Source organism: Acidovorax sp. FG42 (assembly GCF_057809195.1).
In genome coordinates this window covers 105,586-126,526 of sequence record NZ_JBMDJM010000006.1, presented here as the reverse complement: position 1 = coordinate 126,526, position 20,941 = coordinate 105,586, and the positions used below count along the sequence as shown (strand labels likewise).

The window sequence follows — 20,941 nt, the reverse complement described above, 5'->3', positions numbered from 1 at the left end:
ATACCCATGAAAACAGTCCTCATCACCGGCTGCTCCTCCGGTTTCGGCCTCGAAACCGCCCGCCACTTCCTGGACCAAGGATGGAACGTGGTCGCCACCATGCGCACGCCGCAGCCACAACTGCTTCCGACCAGCGAGCGCCTGCGCATCGTGGCGCTGGACGTGACCCGCGAGGACAGCATCCGTGACGCCGTCGCTGCGGCCGGCCCACTCGACGTGCTGGTCAACAACGCCGGGATCGGGCTGCTGAATGCGCTGGAGGGCACACCGATGGCGACCGTGCGGGACGTGTTCGAGACCAACACGCTCGGCACCATCGCGATGACGCAGGCGGTGCTGCCGCAGCTCCGGCAGCGGCGCTCCGGGGTGATCGTGAATGTGACGTCGAGCGTGACGCTGGAGCCGTTGCCGCTGCTGTCTGTGTACAGGGCGAGCAAGGCGGCAGTCAACGCGTTCACCGAATCGCTGGCGCTGGAGCTGGAGTCCTTCAACGTGCAGGCACGTCTGGTCCTCCCGGGGCGCGCACCGCAAACCCGCTTCGGGGAGAACGCCCGCCCACGGATGGGCTCGGTTCCCGAGAGTTACGACGCCGTGGCCCAGCGTGTCTTCGCGGGGTGGGCGCAATCCCATGCGCTGGTCACCCATGCTGCCGACGTGGCGCAGGCCGTGTGGCGCGCCGCCACCGATCCGTCGTGCCCGATCCGGCTGCCTGCGGGCGCCGACGCGGAAGCCCAGGCTGCGGCACTGCACAGCAGCAGCGCGGCGTAAACCCCGGGGGCGAGGGGCAAAGGCGAACGCCAGCATATACTACCCCCTAGTAAAAGCATCTTTTGCACTCGTAGCGCTTATCTATCAAGCGCTTCAGATTTATACTACCGCCTAGTATCTCGTTCCATACGCCCCTCCCGCCACCCCTGGCCGTGACGGGCGCCGCCCCCATGCCCCATTCCGCCGAAGACAAGCAACGCGCCATCACCCGCCTGCGCCGCATCCGTGGCCAGGCGGAAGCGCTGGAGCGCGCCGTCGAGGCGGGCAGCGACTGTGCGCCCATCCTGCAGCAGCTGGCGGCGATGCGCGGCGCCGTGCACGGGTTGATGACCGACCTGCTGGACAGCCATGTGCGCGAAACGCTGATGGCCCAGCCCTCCGCCGCACCGCAGGCGCTGGACGAGACACTCACGCTGCTTCGCTCGTACCTGAAGTAGCCTCGCCCCTCTTCACCACCGCCCACCCAAGGAGCCACCCCATGAAATCCCGCGCCGCCGTTGCCTTCAAAGCCGGAGAACCCCTGCAGATCGTCGAGATCGACGTCGCCCCGCCCAAGAAGGGCGAAGTGCTCATCAAGATCACCGACACCGGCGTGTGCCACACCGACGCCTTCACCCTGAGCGGTGACGACCCTGAGGGCCTGTTCCCCGTCGTACTGGGCCATGAAGGTGCGGGCATCGTGGTGGAAGTGGGTGAGGGCGTGACCAGCGTGAAGCCCGGCGACCATGTGATCCCGCTCTACACCGCCGAATGCGGCGAATGCCTGTTCTGCAAGAGCGGCAAGACCAACCTGTGCGTGAGCGTGCGCGCCACGCAGGGCAAGGGCGTGATGCCCGACGGCACCACGCGCTTCAGCTACAACGGCCAGCCCATCTACCACTACATGGGCTGCAGCACCTTCAGCGAATACACCGTGGTGGCCGAGGTGTCGCTCGCCAAGGTCAACCCCAACGCCAACCCCGAGCAGGTCTGCCTGCTGGGCTGCGGCGTGACCACGGGCCTGGGCGCCGTCAAGAACACCGCCAAGGTGCAAGAGGGTGACACGGTGGCCGTGTTCGGCCTGGGCGGCATCGGCCTGGCCGTGATCCAGGGCGCCAAGCTGGCCAAGGCCGGGCGCATCATCGCCATCGACACCAACCCCAGCAAGTTCGATCTGGCCCGCACCTTTGGCGCGACCGACTGCGTGAATCCCAAGGACTTCGACAAGCCCATCCAGCAGGTCATCGTGGAGATGACGACCTGGGGCGTGGATCACAGCTTTGAGTGCATCGGCAACGTCAACGTGATGCGCGCTGCGCTCGAATGCGCGCACCGGGGCTGGGGCCAGTCGGTCATCATCGGCGTGGCAGGCGCGGGGCAAGAGATCAGCACCCGCCCCTTCCAGCTCGTCACCGGCCGCAAATGGCTGGGCACTGCGTTTGGCGGCGTCAAGGGCCGCAGCGAGTTGCCCGGCATGGTCGAAGACGCGATGGCGGGCAAGATCCAGCTCGCGCCGTTCGTCACGCACACCATGGGCCTCAAGGACATCAATGAAGCGTTCGATCTGATGCACGAAGGCAAGTCGATCCGCTCGGTCGTCAAGTACGCCGCGTAACCCGGCCACTCGCCAGCGCCCGCAGCCCCAGAAACAACGGGACAGTCTGGGTGCTGGCCCCGGCGGGCCATGAAAAACGGCCTGGAGCCGGTTTTTAGGTCTCCTACCAGCGAAAACTGCCTCAAGCGCTACGATTTATTGCCTGAGCAGCTATCAATTCAAGAGCAATCACCATGACCACTCCCCTGGACCTGCTCAGCAGCCACGCCTGCTTTGGCGGCGAGCAGCGCTTTTACCAGCACACCTCCACCACCATCGGCTTGCCGATGAAGTTCTCGGTGTACCTGCCGCCCCAGGCACAACAGGGCCCTGTGCCCGCCGTGTTGTACCTGGCGGGGCTGACCTGCACCGAAGAGACCTTTGCGATCAAGGCTGGCGCCCAGCGCCTGGCCGCCGAACTGGGCCTGGCCCTGATCGCACCCGACACCAGCCCACGCGGCGAGGCCGTGTCGGCCCTGCCCGGCGCCACGGCCAGCTGGGACTTTGGCGTGGGCGCAGGCTTTTACCTCGACGCCACACAGAGCCCCTGGAACACCCACTGGCGCATGGAGAGCTACCTGCTGCAAGAGCTGCTGCCCCTGGTGGGCCGGCACCTGCCCATCGACACGCAGCGCCTGGGCATCTTCGGCCACAGCATGGGCGGCCACGGCGCGCTCACACTGGCCCTGCGCCACCCCGGCCGGTTCAAGACGGTGTCGGCCTTTGCGCCCATCTGCGCGCCCACCCAGTGCCCCTGGGGCGAAAAGGCCTTCACCGGCTACCTTGGCTCCGACCGCACCACCTGGCTGGAGCACGATGCCACGGTGCTGATGCAGCACCAGCCCATCGCGCCCTACCCGGCCGGCATCCTCATCGACCAGGGGCTGGACGACAAATTCCTGGCCGACCAGCTGCACCCCCACCTGTTCGAGGCCGCGTGCCAGGCCATCGGCCAGCCGCTCACGCTGCGCCGGCACGCGGGCTACGACCACGGCTACTACTTTGTGCAGAGCTTTGTCGGCGACCATTTGGCCCACCATGCGCGGGGTCTTGGCGCCGGGCATTAATGCGCACTTAAGCAACTGGCAGCACACTCGGGGGCTATGCTTTTGTCCCTGCGGCGCCTGCTGCCCTTTGCCTCGGCTTCACGCTCGGAGCCTCCCACCGCATCCCCTGCCCCCCGCCCCATGCACCCCGCCTGGGTGGTGGTGCTGGTCAGCACCTGGCTGGCCACGGCCTGCAACGTGCCACTGTGGCAAGAGGTGGCCCAGCTGCCCGGCCAGGGCAGCCTGCGCGGCTGGGGCTTTGCGCTGGCGTTTGCGCTCATCGTGGCGGCGGGCAACGCCGCGCTGCTGAGCCTGCTGGCCTGGCGCTGGACGCTCAAGCCCGCTGTGCTGGTGCTGGTGCTGATGGCCGCGTTTGGTGCGTACTTCATGCTGGCCTACGGCATCGCCATCGACGCCAGCATGCTGGTCAACGTGATGCAGACCGACGTGAAGGAAGCAGGCGACCTGCTCAACCTGCGCATGCTGGGCACGGTGCTGATCCTGGCGGCGCCGCCGCTGCTGTGGCTGTACCGCCGCCCCGTGCAGCGCCTCACGGCCCTGCGCCATGTGGCGCACAACGGGCTGCTGCTGGTGGGCTCCATCGCCGTCATCGTGGTGTGCCTGCTGCTGGTGTTCCAGGACTTTGCATCGACCATGCGCAACCACACCAAGCTGCGCTACCTGATCAACCCGCTCAACAGCGTGTACGCACTGGGCAACATTGCCACCAAGCCCCTGCGCATGGACACCAGCAAGATCCTGCCCCTGGGCCGCGACGCCCAGCTGGGCGCCAGCTACGCCGGCCAGGCCAAGCCCCCGCTGCTGGTGCTGGTGCTGGGCGAGACGGGCCGCAGCGGCAACTTTGGTCTGAACGGCTATGAGCGCGACACCACCCCCCGCCTGTCGGCCCGCAAGGACCTGGTGAGCGCACGCAATGCCTGGTCGTGCGGCACCAGCACCGCCGCGTCGGTGCCCTGCATGTATTCGCACCTGGACCGCACGGGTTACGAGGGCCGCTCGGCCAACTACGAAAGCCTGATCGATGTGCTGCACCACGCCGGCCTGGCCGTGCTGTGGGTGGACAACCAGTCGGGCTGCAAGGGCGTGTGCGACCGCGTGGGTGAAACCAGCACCAGCACCCAGAAAGACCCGGCGCTGTGCGCTGGCGGCGAGTGCCTGGACCGCGCGATGCTCAAGGACCTGGACGCCCAGATCGCCGCCCTGCCTGCCGAGCAGCGCCAGCGTGGCACCGTGGTGGTGATGCACCAGATGGGCAGCCACGGCCCCGCGTACTACAAGCGCTCCGCGCCCGAGAACAAGAAGTTTGGCCCCGAGTGCACCTCCACCGCGCTGCAGGAATGCCAACGCGAGCAGGTGGTCAACGCCTACGACAACAGCATCGTCGAGACCGACCATTTCCTCGATTCAGTGCTCCAGTGGCTGGGAGCGCAGGAACAACATGCCCAGACAGCTATGATTTACGTAGCAGACCATGGTGAGTCGCTGGGTGAGAACAACATTTACCTGCACGGTCTGCCCTACTCCATTGCCCCCGACGTGCAAAAACACGTGCCCTGGATCACCTGGCTGTCACCCGCCATGCAGGCCCGCACCCACCTCACCACGGGCTGCCTGCAGCAAGACCTGGGCGAGCGTCGCATCACGCACGACCACTACTTCCACTCGGTACTGGGCCTGATGGATGTGAAGACCGAGGCGTACAACACCGAGCTGGACATGTTTGCCGCGTGCCGCAAGCCGGCCGCAGCGGGCTGAGGTGGGCCGAAAGCTGGGCGTTGGGCGTTGGGCGCTACGCCCCGCCCGCTCAGCGCGCCTCGGGCAGCAACAGGATCTTGCCGATGCTGGCGCCAGACTCCATGCGCCGATGGGCCTGTGCGGCATCGGCCAGTGCAAACGTGCTGTCGATCACCGGCCGGATCACGCCAGCGGCCAGGGCTGGCAGCCACTGCTGGGCAAACCGCTGGACCATGGCCTGCTTGACCTCGGGCGGGCGGGACTTCATCACGGTGCCAAAGATCTGCAGGTGGCGGTACAGCACCACATCCATGGGCAGCTCCGCACCCTGCGCGCCCCCTAGCAGCCCCACCGACACCAGGCGCCCGCCGTCGGCCAGCGACCGCACGTTGCGCTGCAGGTACGGAGCCCCGATGAAGTCAATCACCACATCCACGCCCCGGCCCTGCGTGGCCTGCGCCACCACCGCCTGAAAGTCTTCGCTGCGGTAGTCGATGAACACATCGGCCCCGCAGCCCAGCACGGCGGCACGCTTGTCGCCCCCGGCCGTGGCGAACACGCGCGCTCCCGCCGCATGGGCCAGTTGCACTGCGGCTGAACCCACGCCGCCCGCTGCGGCATGGATCAGCACCGACTCGCCCGCATGCAGGCGCGCCAGGTGGAACAGCGCCTCATGCGCGGTCACGAACACCTCGGCCACGGCGCCAGCGGCTACCAGGTCCATGCCCGCAGGCACCGGCATGGCCATGCGGTGGTCGATGCGCGACAGCTCCGCGTAGGCGCCGCCGCCTACGATGCCCATCACGCGGTCGCCCACGGCAAAGCCCTGCACCTCAGGCCCCATGGCGACGACGGTGCCCGCAATCTCCAACCCCATGGTGTCGGCATCGCCAAAGTAGGCACGGCCATAGGCCCCCTTGCGGTGCAACAGGTCGGCCCGGTTGACGCCGATGGAGGCGTTGCGCACCAGCAGGTCGTGCGGGCGCACCTCGGGGACGGGGATATCGCGCGCCACCAGCACTTCCGGGCCGCCGAAGTCATCGAACACGATGGCTTGCATGGTGGGTTGTGGGTTTGCAGGTTGTTCGGCCGCTGGTGTGGACATGGGTGTTACTCCTCAAGCAATGGTTTCAGTGCCTTCAAGGATAGAGCGCCACGCAGTGATTTAAACGCAGCAATTTCGCTCTATAGCGATGCAAATTTGCATCACACTCACCCCTCATCCGCAACCTCCATACGGCCATGAACTGGGACGACACCCGCATCTTTCTTGCCCTGACCCGCGCGCCCTCCTTGCGCGCCGCCGCGCGCAGCCTGGGCGTGGACCAGGCCACCGTCGGGCGGAGGCTGAACGCGCTGGAGGCCGAACTGGGCGCCAAGCTGTTTCTGCGTGCCAAGGACGGCTACCTGCTCACCGCTGCAGGCGAGACAGCGCTTGCCGCCGCCCGCCGCATGGAAAGCGCGGCCCTGGACCTGCGCACCCGCATCGAGGGTCAGGACACCAGCCCGGGCGGCCTGGTGCGTGTGACCAGCACCGACTCCATCGCCATCGATCTGCTCATGCCCGCCATCGAACGCCTGCAGCATCATTGGCCCCACATCCGCGTGGACCTGGAGGTGTCCACCCAGTTGCTCAGCCTCAGCCGCCGGCAGGTGGACATCGCGTTCCGCAACGTGCGGCCCGAGGCCCCCGACCTGGTGGTGCGCCGCGTGGCGTCGTGGCCCGTGGGCCTGTTTGCCAGTGCAGGCTATGTCGAGCGTTTTGGCATGCCCGTGCCCGAGGACGAGCTGCGCGGCCACCACCTGGTGGCCTACGCGCCCTACCTGGAGCACAACGCGTTTCTCACAATGGCGGGTGTGCCCGCGCGCCAGGCCCGGATCGCGCTGGCGGTGCGCTCCAGTCTGCTGGTGCGCAAGGGCGTGGCGGCGGGCATTGGGCTGGGCGAGATGCCGGTGTGGATGGGCGAGCGCGAAGGCCTGGTGCGTATCTGGCCCGAGCGCCGCCGGGCGAACGACTACGAGGTCTGGCAGGTGATGCACCCCGACCTGCAACGCACCGCCCGGGTGCGCGCCACCGCAGAGTTTTTGTCCGAGGCGTTCCAGATCGGGTAGCACCCTCACCGATGGAGTCAGCCCTTCGCGTATTGGCCTGCGAGCGACGTCCAGTGCGGCTCCAGCATCCTGTGCCCCATACTCTGGCGCACATCTTTGCCACTGCAACGAACCATGTCACACACCATTCACCACCAGGAGCAGGACGCCAAAGGCGCGTTCTACATCACGCACGACGGCCAGCGCCTGGCCGAGATGACCTACAGCCGCACCAACGCCACGATGATCATCGTCGACCACACCGAGGTGGACCCGTCGCTCAGCGGCCAGGGTGTGGGGCGCGCGCTGCTCGGGGCGCTGGTGGAGTGGGCACGGACAACAGGCACCAAGGTGGTCCCGCTGTGCCCGTTTGCCAAGGCACAGTTCGGCAAGGACGCGTCTATCCGCGACGTGCTGGCCTGACGGGCCTGTGGACGATGCGGCCGCCGGACCTAGTTCCGCAGGGACCAGCAAACAATTCGAGCGCCCCAACCCGCGCCCGTCGAGATCGCAAAGAGCCGCTAAAACAAGCTGCCCTGCCCGCGCAGCAGCCCCGGCCTGAACTGGCCCAGGTCCAGGCCCTCACGCTCGCGGTTGAGCCCCAGGCGACGGCAGGTGTTGGCAAAGCGCTGGCGCAGCAAATCGGCCCACAGCCCGCTGCCCTTCATGCGCGTGGCGAAGTCGCTGTCATAGGTCTTGCCGGCAGCGCGCTGCGCATCGGTGAGGTGGTGCAGGTCTTGCACCCGTGCCATGACGCGCGCTGCACGCTGCGGGTAATGCACCGTGAGCCATTCCCGAAACAGCGCATCCAGCTCCCAGGGTAGGCGCAGCACGGTGTAGAAGGCGGTGCGCGCACCGGCGTCGCGCGCGGCCTCCAGTACCTGCTCCATGTCTTCGGTGATGAAGGGAATCTGCGGCGCCACGCTCACGCCCACCGGCACTCCCGCCTCGGCCAGGGCACGTATGGTGCGCAGCCGCCGGTGGGGTGCGGCAGCACGGGGCTCCATGCGGCGGGCCAGTGTGGCGTCTAGCGTGGTGATGGTGACGTACACCGCCGCCAGGCGCTGTGCGGCCAGCGGGGCGAGCAGGTCCAGGTCGCGCTCCACTCCGCTGGATTTGGTGATCAGCGAAAACGGGTGGCGCGCCTCGCGCATCACTTCGATCACGCTGCGCGTGAGCTTCAGGTCGCGCTCTACAGGCTGGTAGCAGTCGGTGGCCGAGCCGATATTGAGCAGGCGCGGCACATAGCGTGGCTGCGCAAGCTCCTGGCGCAGCACCTGCGCAATGTTGTGCTTGGCCACGATCTGCGTCTCAAAGTCGAGCCCGGGGGAGAAATTGAGGTAGCTGTGCGTGGGCCGCGCGTAGCAGTAGATGCAGCCATGCTCGCAGCCCCGGTAGGGATTGACCGATAGCTCAAAGAAGATGTCGGGCGAGTCGTTGGCGCACAGGGCACTGCGCGCGGTCTCGAAATGCACGCGGGTGACGGGCGAAGGACGGATGTCGCCTTCCCCGTCTTCGCATGCAGCAAGCCCGCCCGGCGCCCCGGAGCCCCATTCATCTTCGCCCTCCTGGCATCCGTCGACCGTGACCAAATCCTGCGCATTGCCAGTTGCCCTGACATGGCTCCACCCATCATCTGCGGGCTCCCGCTGGTCTTTGGCAAACCGGTGCGCCATGGCCGTCGCCGCCCCTCGGCCGCGAATGGCTTGCAGCGGGACGCGGATTTCCTGCGGCTGCTCGGGCAGGTCGTCTTCAGGAGGGGGTAAGAGGCCCATAGCGAGCGGGGGTGGAGTCGGCGCTAAAAAACTGTTTATTTATACAGTATTTTGAGCCTCCATTCTTCCATCACACCATCAAGCCCCAAATCAGTGCAAAACCTTGCACCAACTCTTGGCGCGCTTCTTGCTTCAACTTGGTGCAAATCTGTGGCGTCTCACGAAAACGCACCAGAGTCGATCAATCACTATCGCGAGGACGTTATGGAAGCACTCAAACAGGGCACAGATGCCTTGTTCATCTTGCTCGGGGCGATCATGGTGTTGGCCATGCACGCCGGGTTTGCGTTTCTGGAGCTGGGCACGGTTCGCAAAAAGAACCAGGTGAATGCGCTGGTCAAGATCCTGGTGGACTTTTCGGTGTCCACGGTCGTCTATTTCGTCGTCGGTTACACCGTGGCCTACGGCACGCATTTTTTTGTTGGCGCAGAGTCGCTGGTGCAGCTCAGCGGGTATGCGCTGGTCAAGTTCTTCTTCCTGCTCACGTTCGCAGCCGCCATTCCGGCCATCGTGTCGGGCGGCATTGCAGAGCGCGCCAAGTTCTGGCCGCAACTGATGGCAACGGCAGTCATTGTCGGTTTTGTGTACCCGTTTTTTGAGGGCATCGCCTGGAACCAGCATTTTGGTGTGCAGGGCTGGATCAAGGCCGTGACGGGGGAGGAGTTTCACGACTTTGCGGGCTCGGTGGTGGTGCACGCCATGGGCGGCTGGATTGCCCTGCCAGCGGTGATCCTGCTGGGCTCCCGCGCCAACCGCTACCGCAAGGACGGCGCGATCTCGGCCCACCCGCCATCGAACATTCCCTTCCTGGCGCTGGGCGCCTGGATCTTGGTGGTGGGCTGGTTCGGCTTCAATGTAATGAGCGCGCAGTCCGTGGACAAGCTCTCGGGACTGGTCGCCGTGAACTCGCTGATGGCGATGGTGGGCGGTACGCTCGCCGCCCTGGTGCTGGGCAAGAACGACCCCGGCTTTGTGCACAACGGCCCGCTCGCAGGTCTGGTGGCCGTGTGTGCGGGATCGGACCTCATGCACCCGCTGGGTGCGCTGGTGGTGGGCGCAGTGGCCGGGGCCATCTTTGTGCTGATGTTCACCCTGACCCAGAACAAATGGAAGATCGACGACGTGCTGGGCGTGTGGCCGCTGCACGGCTTGTGCGGCACCTGGGGCGGGCTGGCTGCGGGCCTCTTTGGCAGCAAGGCATTGGGCGGTCTGGGCGGGGTGAGCCTGTCGGCCCAGCTCATCGGCACGGGCCTGGGCGTGGTGTGGGCCCTGATCGGCGGCGTGGTGGTATACGGCATCCTCAAGCAGACGGTGGGCATCCGGCTGACGCAGGAAGAAGAGTTCGACGGCGCCGACCTGAGCATCCACAAGATCAGCGCCACACCCGACCGCGAAGTGAGCTGGTAACCCAACACCTGGCGACGGCCTCGGACCGGCGAGGGACCCGGTGCAGGGCCAGATGCGGGCCCAAGCCTTCGCCTTGGCGCGCTGTCTGACAGCGGATGGACCGGCGCGCAGCTATACCTGAGCCCTGCGCCCCAGCGGCTCCACGGTCACAATCGCGCCATGCTGTCTTCGCCCCCCTTGTCCCTCACCCCGCCCCAGTCAACCCGCCCCGGCTGGCCGCGCTGGGTCGTGCTGCTGGTCGCCATGGCCCTCGCGGGCTGCGCGGGCCTGCCCAAGGAGGTGGACCGCCCGGTGTCGGTTGCTCTGGCTGCCCCCGGCGATACCCCGCTGGGGCAGCTCGTCGCAGCACGCAGGGCCGCCGAGGGGGCACGGCATGCCTCAGGGTTTGCACTGCTCAGCGGCCCACAGGCCGCCTACAGCAGCCGCCTGGCCCTGGTCGACGCCGCCCAGAAAACCCTGGACCTTCAGTACTACGCCATCCATGCAGACGCCAGCAGCGAGCGCCTGCTGCTCAGCGTGATGGCCGCGGCACAGCGTGGTGTGCGGGTGCGCGTGTTGCTGGACGACTTTCACAGCACCGGGCGCGACGCGCAGGTGATGCGGCTGGCGTTTGTGCCCAACATTGAGATGCGGATGTTCAACCCCGTGACCGGTGCCCGGGGGTCGCCCATCGGCCGCATGCTGAGCCTGCTGGGCGACTTCTCGCGCGTGCAGCAGCGCATGCACAACAAGCTGTTCATTGCCGACAACGCCATGGCCGTCACCGGGGGACGCAACCTGGGCGATGCCTACTTCGGTAACGCCGATTCGGGCAACTTTGTGGACCTGGACGTGCTGGCCGCAGGCCCCATCGTGCAGGACCTATCACGCAGCTTTGACAGCTACTGGAACAACGAACGCGCCTACCCGGTGCAGTCGCTTATCACCCAGAGCGAACTCGACCACTTGCGCGACAGCATCCGAGTGGCCGACGAAGGGCGGAGGCGCCGTGTCGCAGGCCAGGGTGGCACCACGGCGCCCGACCGCTCACCGCCCGACATGGGGCCCGGCACCACCGCTGCGCAGCGGGCGCGCATCTGGAACTACGAGCCCATGGACCTGGAGCGCACGCCCTTTGTCTGGGCAGCAGCAGCGGTCCTGGTAGACCAGCCCGCCAAGATTCCGGCCGACAGCGCAGCGGTGGGCAGCGTGCCCAATGGGGCCGCCCCTGCAGTGTCCCCAGCGCCACCCAGTCCTGCCGCGAGCACCCCGGCAGGGGTACCCGGCAACCTGAGCAGCCCCAGCAGTCCCAAGGCCGCTGCCGCCGCGCTGGTGTCGGGCTCCCGCAAAGTAGCGACAGCAGACAGTCCACCAAGCCCCCTGCCCCGCACCGGCACCGAGGTCAACGAAGCACAGACCGATACGGTGGTGGATGGCCTTCTGCAGCTCATGGGCCAGGCGCGGCGCGACCTGCTCATCATCTCGCCCTACTTTGTGCCCGGGCCGGACATGGAGGCCGCCTTTGCCGCAGCGCGCGCACGCGGCGTGCGGGTGCGGGTGCTGACCAACTCGCTGGCCTCCAACGACGCGCCCATTGCGCACGCCGGTTACGCCCGTCACCGGCCGCAGCTGCTGGCCATGGGGGTGGAGCTGTACGAGATGCACAGCGAGTTGCCCGGCGTGCTGCGGGGGGCGCTGGGCGTGTCGGGCAGCATGGGCAACCACAGCGCGGGCGTCGTGGGTTCGCAAGGCGGCTCGCGCGCCATGCTGCACTCCAAGCTGCTGATCGTGGACGGCCGCTTGCTGGTCGTGGGGTCAATGAATCTGGACATGCGCTCACAGCGGCAGAACACCGAGGTGGCGCTGCTGATTCGCAGCACGGAGCTGTCTCGCCGGGCCACCACGCAGATTGACGCGGCACTGAAAGAGTCCGCCTGGCAGGTGCAAGCCACCGACCAGGGCCTGCGCTGGCGTGCTCCTGAGGGCAGCGGGCTGCCCGACGCCACCACCGAGCCCGACGCCAGCGCCCCCCTGCGGCTGATGCTGCAGCTGCTGGGACCGCTGGCCCCGGACCACCTGCTGTAGCCGGTTTAAGCCCCTTGGGCGCAGCCAGCCCGGGCCTGCAGCTCTGCCACCCACACGGTGATGGCCCGCTGGTCCGTCATGGTGCGCACATGCTGGTAGGCCACCTCTGCCTCGGCAAACCGGCGGCGCAGCAGGTTGAGCCATTGCTTGAGACGCCCTGCGCGCTGGCGCGGCTCCAGGTCGTCACACACCAGCTGCCAAAAGGCGGCCAGGTGTGGCACCAGATCGGCCCACACCACGGTGTCCGAGTCCGGACGCCCCGCATCAGCAGCCCGAATGGCGCGTGCCAGGCCGGGGTCCGCCACAATGCCCCGCCCCAGCATCAGCGTGTCGCAGCCCGACACCGCGCGGCAGCGCTGCGCGTCGGCCACCGTCCAGATCTCGCCGTTGGCCACCACCGGAACGGAGACCGCCGCACGGATGGTGGGAATGTGCTCCCAGTACGCCGGTGGACGGTAGCCATCGGCCTTGGTGCGCGCGTGTACCACCAGTTCGGCCGCGCCGCCCGCCTGCATGGCCTGGGCGCATTCGCGCATCAGCCCCGTATCGTTAAAGCCCAGGCGCATCTTGGCCGACACCGGCAGGTGCGCGGGCACAGCGCGGCGCACAGCCCCCACCACAGCCGCGATGCGCTCGGGATCCTGCAACAGCGCAGCGCCACCACCATGGCGGTTGACGACCTTGGCGGGGCAGCCAAAGTTCAGGTCGATACCCTCAGGGCCCAGTGCTGCCAGGCGCGCAGCGTTCTCGGCCATGCTGACCGGGTCGGAGCCCAGCAACTGCGCCCGCACGGGCACACCGGCCAGGGTGCGGCTGCCATTGCGCAGCTCAGGCACGTAGCGCAGGAACACCTTGTCGGGCAGCAGGGTGCCGGTGATGCGGATGAACTCGGACACGCAGCGGTCCACGCCCCCCACACGGGTCAGCACATCACGCAGCACAAAATCCAGAAGCCCCTCCATCGGGGCGAGCAGCAAGGTCATCTCAGGGGGCTGCTGGCTCGATGGGCCCTCTCGGAAAGAGGGCCTCCACAGGCACTCAGCAGCAAAAGTCAAACAAAACCAGCTTCAAGCGCTAGTGCAATATGCGCTGGGAGCTATCAAATAAGGAGCAAATGTACGGACACGTGGCGCCCAACGCAGCGCCGGTCAGCCCGTGATTGTGATGCAGGACACCCAAGGGGTCATCACGGCGTCACGCCCGGCTGGTGCAATGCCCGCCTCAGACTGCCACGGAGCCACCCATGCTGCTGCAAAAAACCGAGAAAGCCCGCCTGGAACTCTCGCCCGGTGTGCGCACCCTCAGCCTGCGCGAACGCTCTTTGCTGTTGCTGGCCGACGGCAAGCCGCTGTCAGACCTGCAAGCCATGTACAACGGCATCGGCGCGCAGATCGTCGAGAACCTGATGCGCCAGGGCTACCTGACCGGGCCGGCAGACCTGCCGCCCACACCAGAGCCCACCACACCCACGCCCACACCGTCCATTGAGCGCCCCGCACCCGGCGAATCATTGCGATCACTGGCCGGGGCCCGCATGTACCTGTTTGACACCTGCGAGCGCCTGTTTGCGCGCCGCGACCCGGTGCTGGCGCAGCACTTTCGGGAGGCGCTGCGCGCCGCCAAGGACCGCACCAGCATGCTGGATGTGGGCGAGGCCATGTTTGAGGAAGTCGCGCTTGCAGCAGGTGCCGAGCGCGCCGCCAGCCTGCGCGAGCGGCTGGACCAGTTGCTGCCCGCCAGCCCGGTGGCTGAAAACTTTGCCGCTACGCAGCCTGCGCTGCTGGATTGAGCCGCTCAGTGCGGATTCAGGCCGCAGCCAACCGCCACAGGGACGTGACCTCGGCCGCACGCGCAGCGTGCAGCGCATCCTGCGCGTCGGCGGCCTTGGCATGCACCGGCTTGACGTCTTGGCGGCCACGCACCACCAGGCCCGCCTCGGCAATCCACGCCAGCAGTTGCTCGCGCGGGCGTAGGCCCAGGTGCTCTGCCAGGTCCGATAGGATCAGCCAGCCCTCGCCGCCGGGCTCCAGGTGGGCCGACAAACCTGCCAGAAAGCCCTTGAGCATGCGGCTGCCTTCGTCGTACACGGCGTGTTCGATGGGGGAGTTGGCGCGCGCTGGCACCCACGGGGGGTTGCACACCACCAGCGGCGCACGGCCCGGCGGAAACAGGTCCGCTTGCACAAGCTCCACACGGTCCAGCAGCTGCAGTCGTTGCAGATTTTCGCGCGCACAGGCCAAAGCACGTGGGTCCTGGTCAGTCGCGACCACCCGTTGCACCCCCCGGCATGCCAGCACGGCAGACAACACCCCTGTGCCCACGCCAATGTCGAACGCCAGCGCCTTGCTGGGCAGCGGGGCTGCGGCCACCAAGCCCACATATTCGCCCCGCACCGGAGAGAACACCCCATAGTGCGGGTGAATGCGGTTGAGCGGCGGGGCACCCAGCGCAGGGATTTCGACCCCTTTCTTGCGCCACTCGTGCGCGCCCACCAGTCCCAGCAGCTCACGCAGCGTGGCTACCGAGCGCTCGCCGGTCGCTGGCCCCCAGGCCTCGGTACAGGCCTGGCGCCAGTCCGGGGCGCGGCGCAGCGCAATGCTGTAGTCGCCTTCAAGCGGGATCAGCACCGACGCCAGCACCCGCGCGCGCTGCGCCTGCGCCTGGCGGTGCAGGTGAAACGCCTCGGCTGGGGTCGCCGCCGCGAGCTTCTGGGACGCTTTTGCCGCCGCCTTGCGCGGCTTCTTGTCAGCCCGGCGCATCAGCGCCTGCAGCAGGTGCCGCGCGTTCTGAAAATCGCCCTGCCACAACAACCCCGTGCCCTCGCAGGCCATGCGGTAGGCGGTGTCGGCGGCCAACGTGTCGTCGGCCGTCTCCACCCTGCGCGGCGCCGCAGCGCCACTCTCGGAGCGCCACAGGGCTTGCCGGGGCTGGCCCTGGTGGGTCCAGTGGATGGTGGAAGGAGTGGTGGACATCAGCGTCTGACAGTGCCGCGCACAGTCCGAAGGGTTGGAAAGGGGCGCGGCGACGCGGCGGGGTGTCGTGGCACCTTATGCGTTGATCGGGCGCTTCAGGCGGACTTCTTCAATCTTCACGCCACCGATCACGGCCGTCTTGGCTGTGGACAGCTCGCGCTTGAAGCCGGCCAGCTCGTGAAAGCGCAGTGCGCGCTCGTTGCGCAACGGCACCCAGGCGGTGACGTTGGTGCAGCCTTCTTCTTGCAGACCGTCGCGGGCGGCGTCCCACAGGGCCAGGCCTACGCCCTGGTTCCAATGGGTGGGGGCGGCGTAGATGGCCCAGATCTCACCGGTGGTGGGGCGGGACTTTTCATCGCGCGAGCGGTCGTAGCCCACAAAGCCGACGATCTTCTCGCCGTCGACCGCCACCTGGACCTGGGGCTCGCAATATTCAATGGCCTCGCGCCAGTAGGCCTGGCGCTTTTCGACCGAAGACATGGATTTCAACTGCTCGTCTGGCACCAGTCCTTTGTAAGCCTCTTGGGCAGAGACAGTGTGGATCTGGGCAATGGCTTTGGCATCGCGAAGCGTAGCGGGACGAACCTGGATACTTGACATGAAAAAACCGAACGAAAACGGGGAATGAAAAAACAAAAGGACCGGCATTGTCGCCGCAAACGGTTTTTCCACCCTGACAGGCGGTTAGTACGGCCCTGAGGGCCATGCTTTCACACCCCGCTTTTCGCCCCCTTCAGCCCCTCCCGACGAGAGCGCAGGCAACGCCCTCAGGCCATGGCCATGGCGCACGACAGGGCGCTGCCTGCGGCTGCAGTGGCCGCAGCCGCAGCGGCGCGTTGCACCGTCGCGCGTTTGTTGCGTGGGCGCGGCACATGCACGGCGGGCGGGGCCCCATTGATGGCCGCCAGGCTAAGCACCAGGGTGACGGTGCGCGAGCCACCGTCGCGGTCCTCGCTGGCATAGGCACGGTAGCTGCCGTTGCCCTGGCCGTGGCTGCGCTGCACCGTGTGGAACGCCACCCGGGCACCCGTCACACGGTGCCCGCCGAAGGGCAGCACCCGCAGGCGGGCATCGCGGTCCAGCGCCAGGCCCAGATTGCCGGGACGGTTGATGAGGTCAGTGCGGATGGCGCGCCAGGTCTGCCCCGCATCGGCCGAGAATTGCCACGTGCCTGCCTGGGCGTCAAGGTGCTCGATCACCACGCCAGCGGCGGCCAGCATATCGGGGCAATGCTCCTGCACGATGTGCGCCACGCTGTTGCCTCCCAGGCCTGTGCCAGCGTCGGCGGCCGGTCGTCGTTCGCTGCGGTGCAGGCCTGCTTCGGAGGTGCCGGCGCCATGGGTGTGTGCATTGATCGTCATGGGAACCCTTTGAAAACGGAATGTGGTTACGAAGGTTTGCGCATTGGTGCGCACCCAAAGTGCTTTTCAATGCTTGACGGAAAGTCTAGAAAGTGCACATAGAGGCGTCCATCGCACAAATGGACTAGCCCGCAACACCCGGTTGTGCGCAATACTTGCCTGTATGACAGCCCGTCTTTTGCTCGTGGATGACCACACCTTGTTCCGCACGGGGCTGCGCCTGATCGTGCAAGACCATCCCAGCGTGGGCAGCATTGCCGAGGCCGGCTCGATCGCCGATGCCTGCGCACTGCAGCAGGCCGACACGGATCTGGTGCTGCTGGACATCCAGTTGCCAGGCATGAGCGGACTGGACGGGCTGCGGCTGCTGCGGCAGGCCTGCCCCAAGGCGCGCATCGTGCTGGTGTCCGCCAGCGTGGCGCCCGATGCGATTCACGAAGCGCGTGCGCGTGGTGCAGATGGCTTTCTGCCCAAGTCTGCAAGCGCCGAGGACATCCTGGAGGCCATCAGCTGTGCGCTGTCTGGCCAGCCGTGTTTTCCGATCAACAGCGGCAACAGCGCCACGGTGCGCGGACCCGACACGCCGTCGCTCACGGCGCGGCAGCTGGATGTGCTGTCGCTGCTGTGCACCGGCCGGCCCAACAAAGTGATCGCCCGCGACCTGGGGCTGAGCGAGAACACGGTGCGTGTGCATGTGGCGGCCATCTTTGCGCAGCTGGGCGTCAACAGCCGCAGCGCTGCGCTGCTGGCAGCCCAGCGCCTGGGCCTGTCCACCCCGCAGCTCCATGACCCCCTCTGAGACCAGTCCGCTCCCCCTCGAACCGGTGATTCCGCCCACACGCTGGGGCTGGCCGGTGTGGGAGCGCGACGAGGTGCTGCGCGAACAGGTGGCCCTGCTGCGGCAGAACTTTCCGATGACGCTTCTGGCGTCGCTGGCCACGGCCCTGGGCACGCTCTGGGTCATGGCCCGGGTGGCAGACACACAGGCCATCACGGTGTGGCTGGTCTCGCACACGCTGGTGGTGGCTGGGGTGTACCTCACGCTGCGCAGCATTGCACCCTTTGTAGACCCGGCGCCGCAGGCTGCGCGCAAGCTCATCGCCTGCATGGCGGCCATGGGCCTGAGCTGGGGCAGCCTGGGCTATGTGGTGCTGTACTGGGGCAACTCCGACAGCGTCATCTACGCCATCGGCATCATCAGCACGGTCTCTTCAGGGGCGCTAGGGCTGGGCGCACCGCTGTACCGCGCCTACGTCACCTACCTCACCAGCGCCATCGGCGGTGTGATGATGTCGGTGGCACTGGCCGGGGGGCCCGTGATGTGGCCTGCGCTGTTCCTGACCGGCGTGTACTACGCACTGACCTGCCTGCAGGCACGCACGGCCGACCGGGCCACGCGGCGCAGCATTGCGCTCAAGCTGGAAAACGAGCGCCTGGTCAGCCAGCTGCGGGCCGAGTCGCAGCGGGCCCTGGCGGCGCAAGAGGCCGCCGAGCAGGCCGACCGCGACAAATCCCGCTTTCTCGCAGCGGCCAGCCATGACCTGCGCCAGCCGTTGCATGCCATGGGCCTGTTTCTGGAATCGCTGCACCGCAGCCCGCTCAACGACCACCAGCGCACCGTGCTCAAGCACGCCCATGCGGCATCAGGCGCTGCGGCCGAGATGCTCACCACCCTGCTCGACTACTCCCGGCTGGAAGCGGGCGTGGTCAAGGTACGGCCAGCCGCCTTTGCGGTGCAGCCCCTGCTCACCGCGCTGGAGCAGGAGTTTGGCGTGCAGGCCGACACAGCCGGGCTGGTGTATCGCACCCGCGAGACCTCAGCCGCTGCGTTTGCCGACCGCTCTCTGGTGGGACTGGTGATGCACAACTTCATCTCCAACGCCCTGCGCTATACCGCCCACGGCGGTGTGCTGATTGCCTGCCGCACGCGCGGCAAACGGCTGGCGCTGGAGGTGTGGGACACCGGAGCCGGCATCCCCGAGCACCAGTGGGACAACATCTTCAAGGAGTTCCACCAGCTCGGCAACCCTGAGCGCGACCGCCGCAAGGGGCTGGGCCTGGGACTTGCCATCGTGCAGCGCCTGGCGCGTGAAATGCGCACGTCTGTGGAGTTGCGCTCACAGCCTGGCAAAGGATCGGTCTTCCGGCTGTGGCTGGACCGCTGGCAGGGTGCGCTGGAAGACGATGCCACCACACCCCAGGACGGCCGCAGCCTGATGGGCCTGAAGGTGCTGGCCATCGACGATGACGAGGCTGTGCGCCTGGGCATGCAGTCATTGCTGCAAAGCTGGGGCTGTCAGTGCATGACCGCAGAGTCCAGCGCGGATGCCCTCGAAGTCCTGGAGGACGTGACGCCCGACATCATCATCACCGACTTCCGCCTGCGCCATGAAGAAACCGGCAAACAGGTGCTGCAGGCACTGCGTGCCTACCTGGGAACCAACGTGCCCGCGATCATCATGACGGGCGACACCTCGCCCCAGCGCCTGCGGGACGCGCAGTCCACCTCCGCGTTGCTGCTGCACAAGCCGGTCTCCACAGGCCAGCTGCGCGATGCGATGGTGCAGCTGATCACCCAGCCGCCCCCACCTGCGGCCATGGTGGACGACGAACTGGAAGACGGTCAGACAGCACCCGGGCAACTCACACAAAGCGCTACAACCAGCGGCGCAGCAGCCCCATGACCTGGTCGAACTTGGCGCCATAGGGCGGATAGAACAGCGAGCCCATGGCCCAGCGCGACTGCACCAGCACCGACTTCTGGTGGCAAAAGCGCAGGAATCCCTGCTCGCCGTGGTAGGCACCCCAGCCACTGTCGCCCACGCCACCAAACGGCAGGTTGTCGTGCGCAATGTGCATCAGCGTGTCGTTCACCGTCACCCCGCCGCTGACGGTACGGCGCAGCACATCGTCGCGCACGGCCTCACTCTGGCCAAACCAGTACAGCGCCAGCGGGCGGGGCCCAGCGTTGATGTGAGCGATAGCGTCATCCAGCCGCTCGTACGAGATCACCGGCAGGATGGGGCCGAATATCTCTTCCTGCATGAGCTGCATCTGCGACGTGGCACCAAACACCAGCGTGGGCAGCATCTGGCGGCTGGCACCGTCACCCAGCGTACCTACCGTAGGAGCCACCTGCTTGCCATCGGTCGGGTCGATGGTGTGCACCTCTGCCCCTTGCGTTTGCGCCTGCTGCAGCATCGTACGCAGGCGGGCATGGTGGCGTGGCGTGATGATGGAGGCGTAGTCGGCGTTGCCCTCGATGGTGGGAAACAAGCGCACCACCGCAGCCCGGTAAGCCTGTGCAAATTCGCCCTCACGACCGCGCGGCAACAGCACGTAGTCGGGAGCGATGCAGGTCTGCCCTGCGTTGAGCAGCTTGCCGTGCGCAATCTTGAGTGCTGCGTCCTGCATGTCGCAATGGCCGTCGATGATGCAGGGCGACTTGCCCCCCAGTTCCAGCGTGGTGGGCGTCAGGTTCTGCGCCGCCGCCTGCGCTACCTTGCGGCCCACCGCCGTGGAGCCCGTGAACACCAGATGATCAAAAGGCAACGAGGCGAACAAGGCAGACAGGTTGGCATCGCCCTGCACCACACAGAATTCGTCGGGAGCGAAGAACTGCGCCACCAGCAGTGCCAGTTGGGCCGAGGTATGGGGCGTCAGCTCACTGGGCTTGAGCATCACGCGGTTGCCCGCCGCCAGTGCCGTGATGGCGGGCGCCAAGGCCAGTTGCACCGGGTAGTTCCACGGCGCAATCACACCCACCACCCCCATGGGCTGGCGCTGGATGAAGGCGTGGGCCGGCTGCAGGTATATCGGCGTGTGTACCTGGCGAGGCTTGACCCACTTGGCCAAGTGGCGCAGCGTGTGCGACAGCAGGGTACGCAACACAAAGAAGTCGGCCACCTCCGTGAGGCGGGGGGACCGCATGCCAAAGTCGGCCTGCACGGCCGCCGCCAGCACAGGCCCATTCTCATCGAGCAATTTGCGAAGGCGCAGCAATCGCTCCCGGCGCACGAGCAGCGGCACATCCACATGCGCGCGGCTGGCCTGGAACTGAAGATCGAAATGGGCGCGGATATCGGTGGGTGTCATGGTCGGATGATAGGAGACACCCCGGTGGGCGCGT

At 66.9% G+C, this 20,941-nt stretch carries 19 protein-coding genes; 12 read left to right on the top strand and 7 right to left on the bottom strand.

Annotated elements, in window-relative coordinates; genetic code table 11:
* Positions 1-6 precede the first annotated feature (6 nt).
* From ACODSM_RS08720 to ACODSM_RS08700, 5 genes are all read left to right on the top strand, one after another.
* On the top strand, positions 7-768 hold the full coding sequence (locus tag ACODSM_RS08720; RefSeq protein ID WP_488804993.1) for an SDR family oxidoreductase: 762 nt from the start codon (positions 7-9) through the stop codon (positions 766-768).
* A 170-nt stretch (positions 769-938) separates the two neighbouring features.
* A complete protein-coding gene (locus ACODSM_RS08715; protein WP_015015062.1) occupies positions 939-1,205 on the top strand; it encodes a metal/formaldehyde-sensitive transcriptional repressor in 267 nt (88 codons plus the stop codon).
* A gap of 41 nt (positions 1,206-1,246) precedes the next feature.
* Positions 1,247-2,362 carry an S-(hydroxymethyl)glutathione dehydrogenase/class III alcohol dehydrogenase gene (locus ACODSM_RS08710; RefSeq protein ID WP_015015063.1) on the top strand — a complete coding sequence of 372 codons (1,116 nt, stop codon included), beginning with the start codon at positions 1,247-1,249 and terminating at the stop codon, positions 2,360-2,362.
* A 173-nt stretch (positions 2,363-2,535) separates the two neighbouring features.
* Positions 2,536-3,408, top strand: coding sequence for an S-formylglutathione hydrolase (gene fghA, locus ACODSM_RS08705; RefSeq protein ID WP_488804992.1), 873 nt, complete (start codon positions 2,536-2,538; stop codon positions 3,406-3,408).
* A 36-nt stretch (positions 3,409-3,444) separates the two neighbouring features.
* On the top strand, positions 3,445-5,163 hold the full coding sequence (locus ACODSM_RS08700) for a phosphoethanolamine transferase (RefSeq protein WP_488804991.1): 1,719 nt from the start codon (positions 3,445-3,447) through the stop codon (positions 5,161-5,163).
* 49 nt (positions 5,164-5,212) lie between these two features.
* Here ACODSM_RS08700 and ACODSM_RS08695 read toward each other — a convergent pair whose 3' ends face one another.
* Positions 5,213-6,247, bottom strand: a complete 1,035-nt coding sequence (locus tag ACODSM_RS08695) for an NAD(P)H-quinone oxidoreductase (protein WP_488804990.1) — start codon at positions 6,245-6,247, stop codon at positions 5,213-5,215.
* A 137-nt stretch (positions 6,248-6,384) separates the two neighbouring features.
* Here ACODSM_RS08695 and ACODSM_RS08690 point away from each other — a divergent pair, with 137 nt between their 5' ends.
* Positions 6,385-7,254, top strand: a complete 870-nt coding sequence (locus tag ACODSM_RS08690) for a LysR family transcriptional regulator (RefSeq protein WP_309825352.1) — start codon at positions 6,385-6,387, stop codon at positions 7,252-7,254.
* A 114-nt stretch (positions 7,255-7,368) separates the two neighbouring features.
* A complete protein-coding gene (locus tag ACODSM_RS08685) occupies positions 7,369-7,656 on the top strand; it encodes a GNAT family N-acetyltransferase (RefSeq protein ID WP_488804989.1) in 288 nt (95 codons plus the stop codon).
* Between the two features lie 98 nt (positions 7,657-7,754).
* Here the strand turns inward: ACODSM_RS08685 and ACODSM_RS08680 are convergent, their stop codons facing one another.
* The gene (locus tag ACODSM_RS08680; protein WP_291446837.1) at positions 7,755-9,008 is read right to left on the bottom strand and encodes a PA0069 family radical SAM protein; all 1,254 of its coding nucleotides are present in this window, start codon (positions 9,006-9,008) and stop codon (positions 7,755-7,757) included.
* A 204-nt stretch (positions 9,009-9,212) separates the two neighbouring features.
* On the opposite strand from ACODSM_RS08680, the gene ACODSM_RS08675 reads away from it, so the two are divergent.
* Positions 9,213-10,415, top strand: a complete 1,203-nt coding sequence (locus ACODSM_RS08675; protein ID WP_291446835.1) for an ammonium transporter — start codon at positions 9,213-9,215, stop codon at positions 10,413-10,415.
* 159 nt (positions 10,416-10,574) lie between these two features.
* Positions 10,575-12,479: a phospholipase D family protein gene (locus tag ACODSM_RS08670; protein WP_488804988.1), complete on the top strand. Its 1,905-nt coding sequence runs from the start codon at positions 10,575-10,577 to the stop codon at positions 12,477-12,479.
* A 5-nt stretch (positions 12,480-12,484) separates the two neighbouring features.
* Here ACODSM_RS08670 and ACODSM_RS08665 read toward each other — a convergent pair whose 3' ends face one another.
* Complete coding sequence (locus ACODSM_RS08665) at positions 12,485-13,462, bottom strand: tRNA dihydrouridine synthase (protein WP_488804987.1); 978 nt, start codon at positions 13,460-13,462, stop codon at positions 12,485-12,487.
* Positions 13,463-13,722: 260 nt separating this feature from the next.
* Between ACODSM_RS08665 and ACODSM_RS08660 the strand changes: the two genes are divergently transcribed.
* Positions 13,723-14,268 (top strand): hypothetical protein, encoded by a 546-nt coding sequence (locus tag ACODSM_RS08660; RefSeq protein WP_488804986.1) that lies wholly within the window; start codon positions 13,723-13,725, stop codon positions 14,266-14,268.
* Between the two features lie 16 nt (positions 14,269-14,284).
* Here the strand turns inward: ACODSM_RS08660 and ACODSM_RS08655 are convergent, their stop codons facing one another.
* The 3 genes from ACODSM_RS08655 to ACODSM_RS08645 all read right to left on the bottom strand — a co-directional run bounded on the left by ACODSM_RS08655 (position 14,285) and on the right by ACODSM_RS08645 (position 16,812).
* Complete coding sequence (locus ACODSM_RS08655; protein WP_488804985.1) at positions 14,285-15,451, bottom strand: methyltransferase; 1,167 nt, start codon at positions 15,449-15,451, stop codon at positions 14,285-14,287.
* A gap of 75 nt (positions 15,452-15,526) precedes the next feature.
* Positions 15,527-16,051 carry a GNAT family N-acetyltransferase gene (locus tag ACODSM_RS08650; RefSeq protein WP_015015097.1) on the bottom strand — a complete coding sequence of 175 codons (525 nt, stop codon included), beginning with the start codon at positions 16,049-16,051 and terminating at the stop codon, positions 15,527-15,529.
* 167 nt (positions 16,052-16,218) lie between these two features.
* On the bottom strand, positions 16,219-16,812 hold the full coding sequence (locus ACODSM_RS08645) for a hypothetical protein (protein WP_488804984.1): 594 nt from the start codon (positions 16,810-16,812) through the stop codon (positions 16,219-16,221).
* Between the two features lie 163 nt (positions 16,813-16,975).
* Here ACODSM_RS08645 and ACODSM_RS08640 point away from each other — a divergent pair, with 163 nt between their 5' ends.
* Positions 16,976-17,611: a response regulator gene (locus ACODSM_RS08640; RefSeq protein ID WP_060986041.1), complete on the top strand. Its 636-nt coding sequence runs from the start codon at positions 16,976-16,978 to the stop codon at positions 17,609-17,611.
* Positions 17,598-19,496, top strand: coding sequence for an ATP-binding response regulator (locus ACODSM_RS08635; RefSeq protein WP_488804983.1), 1,899 nt, complete (start codon positions 17,598-17,600; stop codon positions 19,494-19,496). Before ACODSM_RS08640 ends, ACODSM_RS08635 begins: the two co-directional genes overlap by 14 nt.
* Here ACODSM_RS08635 and ACODSM_RS08630 read toward each other — a convergent pair.
* Positions 19,468-20,907: a coniferyl aldehyde dehydrogenase gene (locus tag ACODSM_RS08630; RefSeq protein ID WP_488804982.1), complete on the bottom strand. Its 1,440-nt coding sequence runs from the start codon at positions 20,905-20,907 to the stop codon at positions 19,468-19,470. The genes ACODSM_RS08635 and ACODSM_RS08630 overlap by 29 nt on opposite strands.
* Between the last annotated feature and the right edge of the window lie 34 nt (positions 20,908-20,941).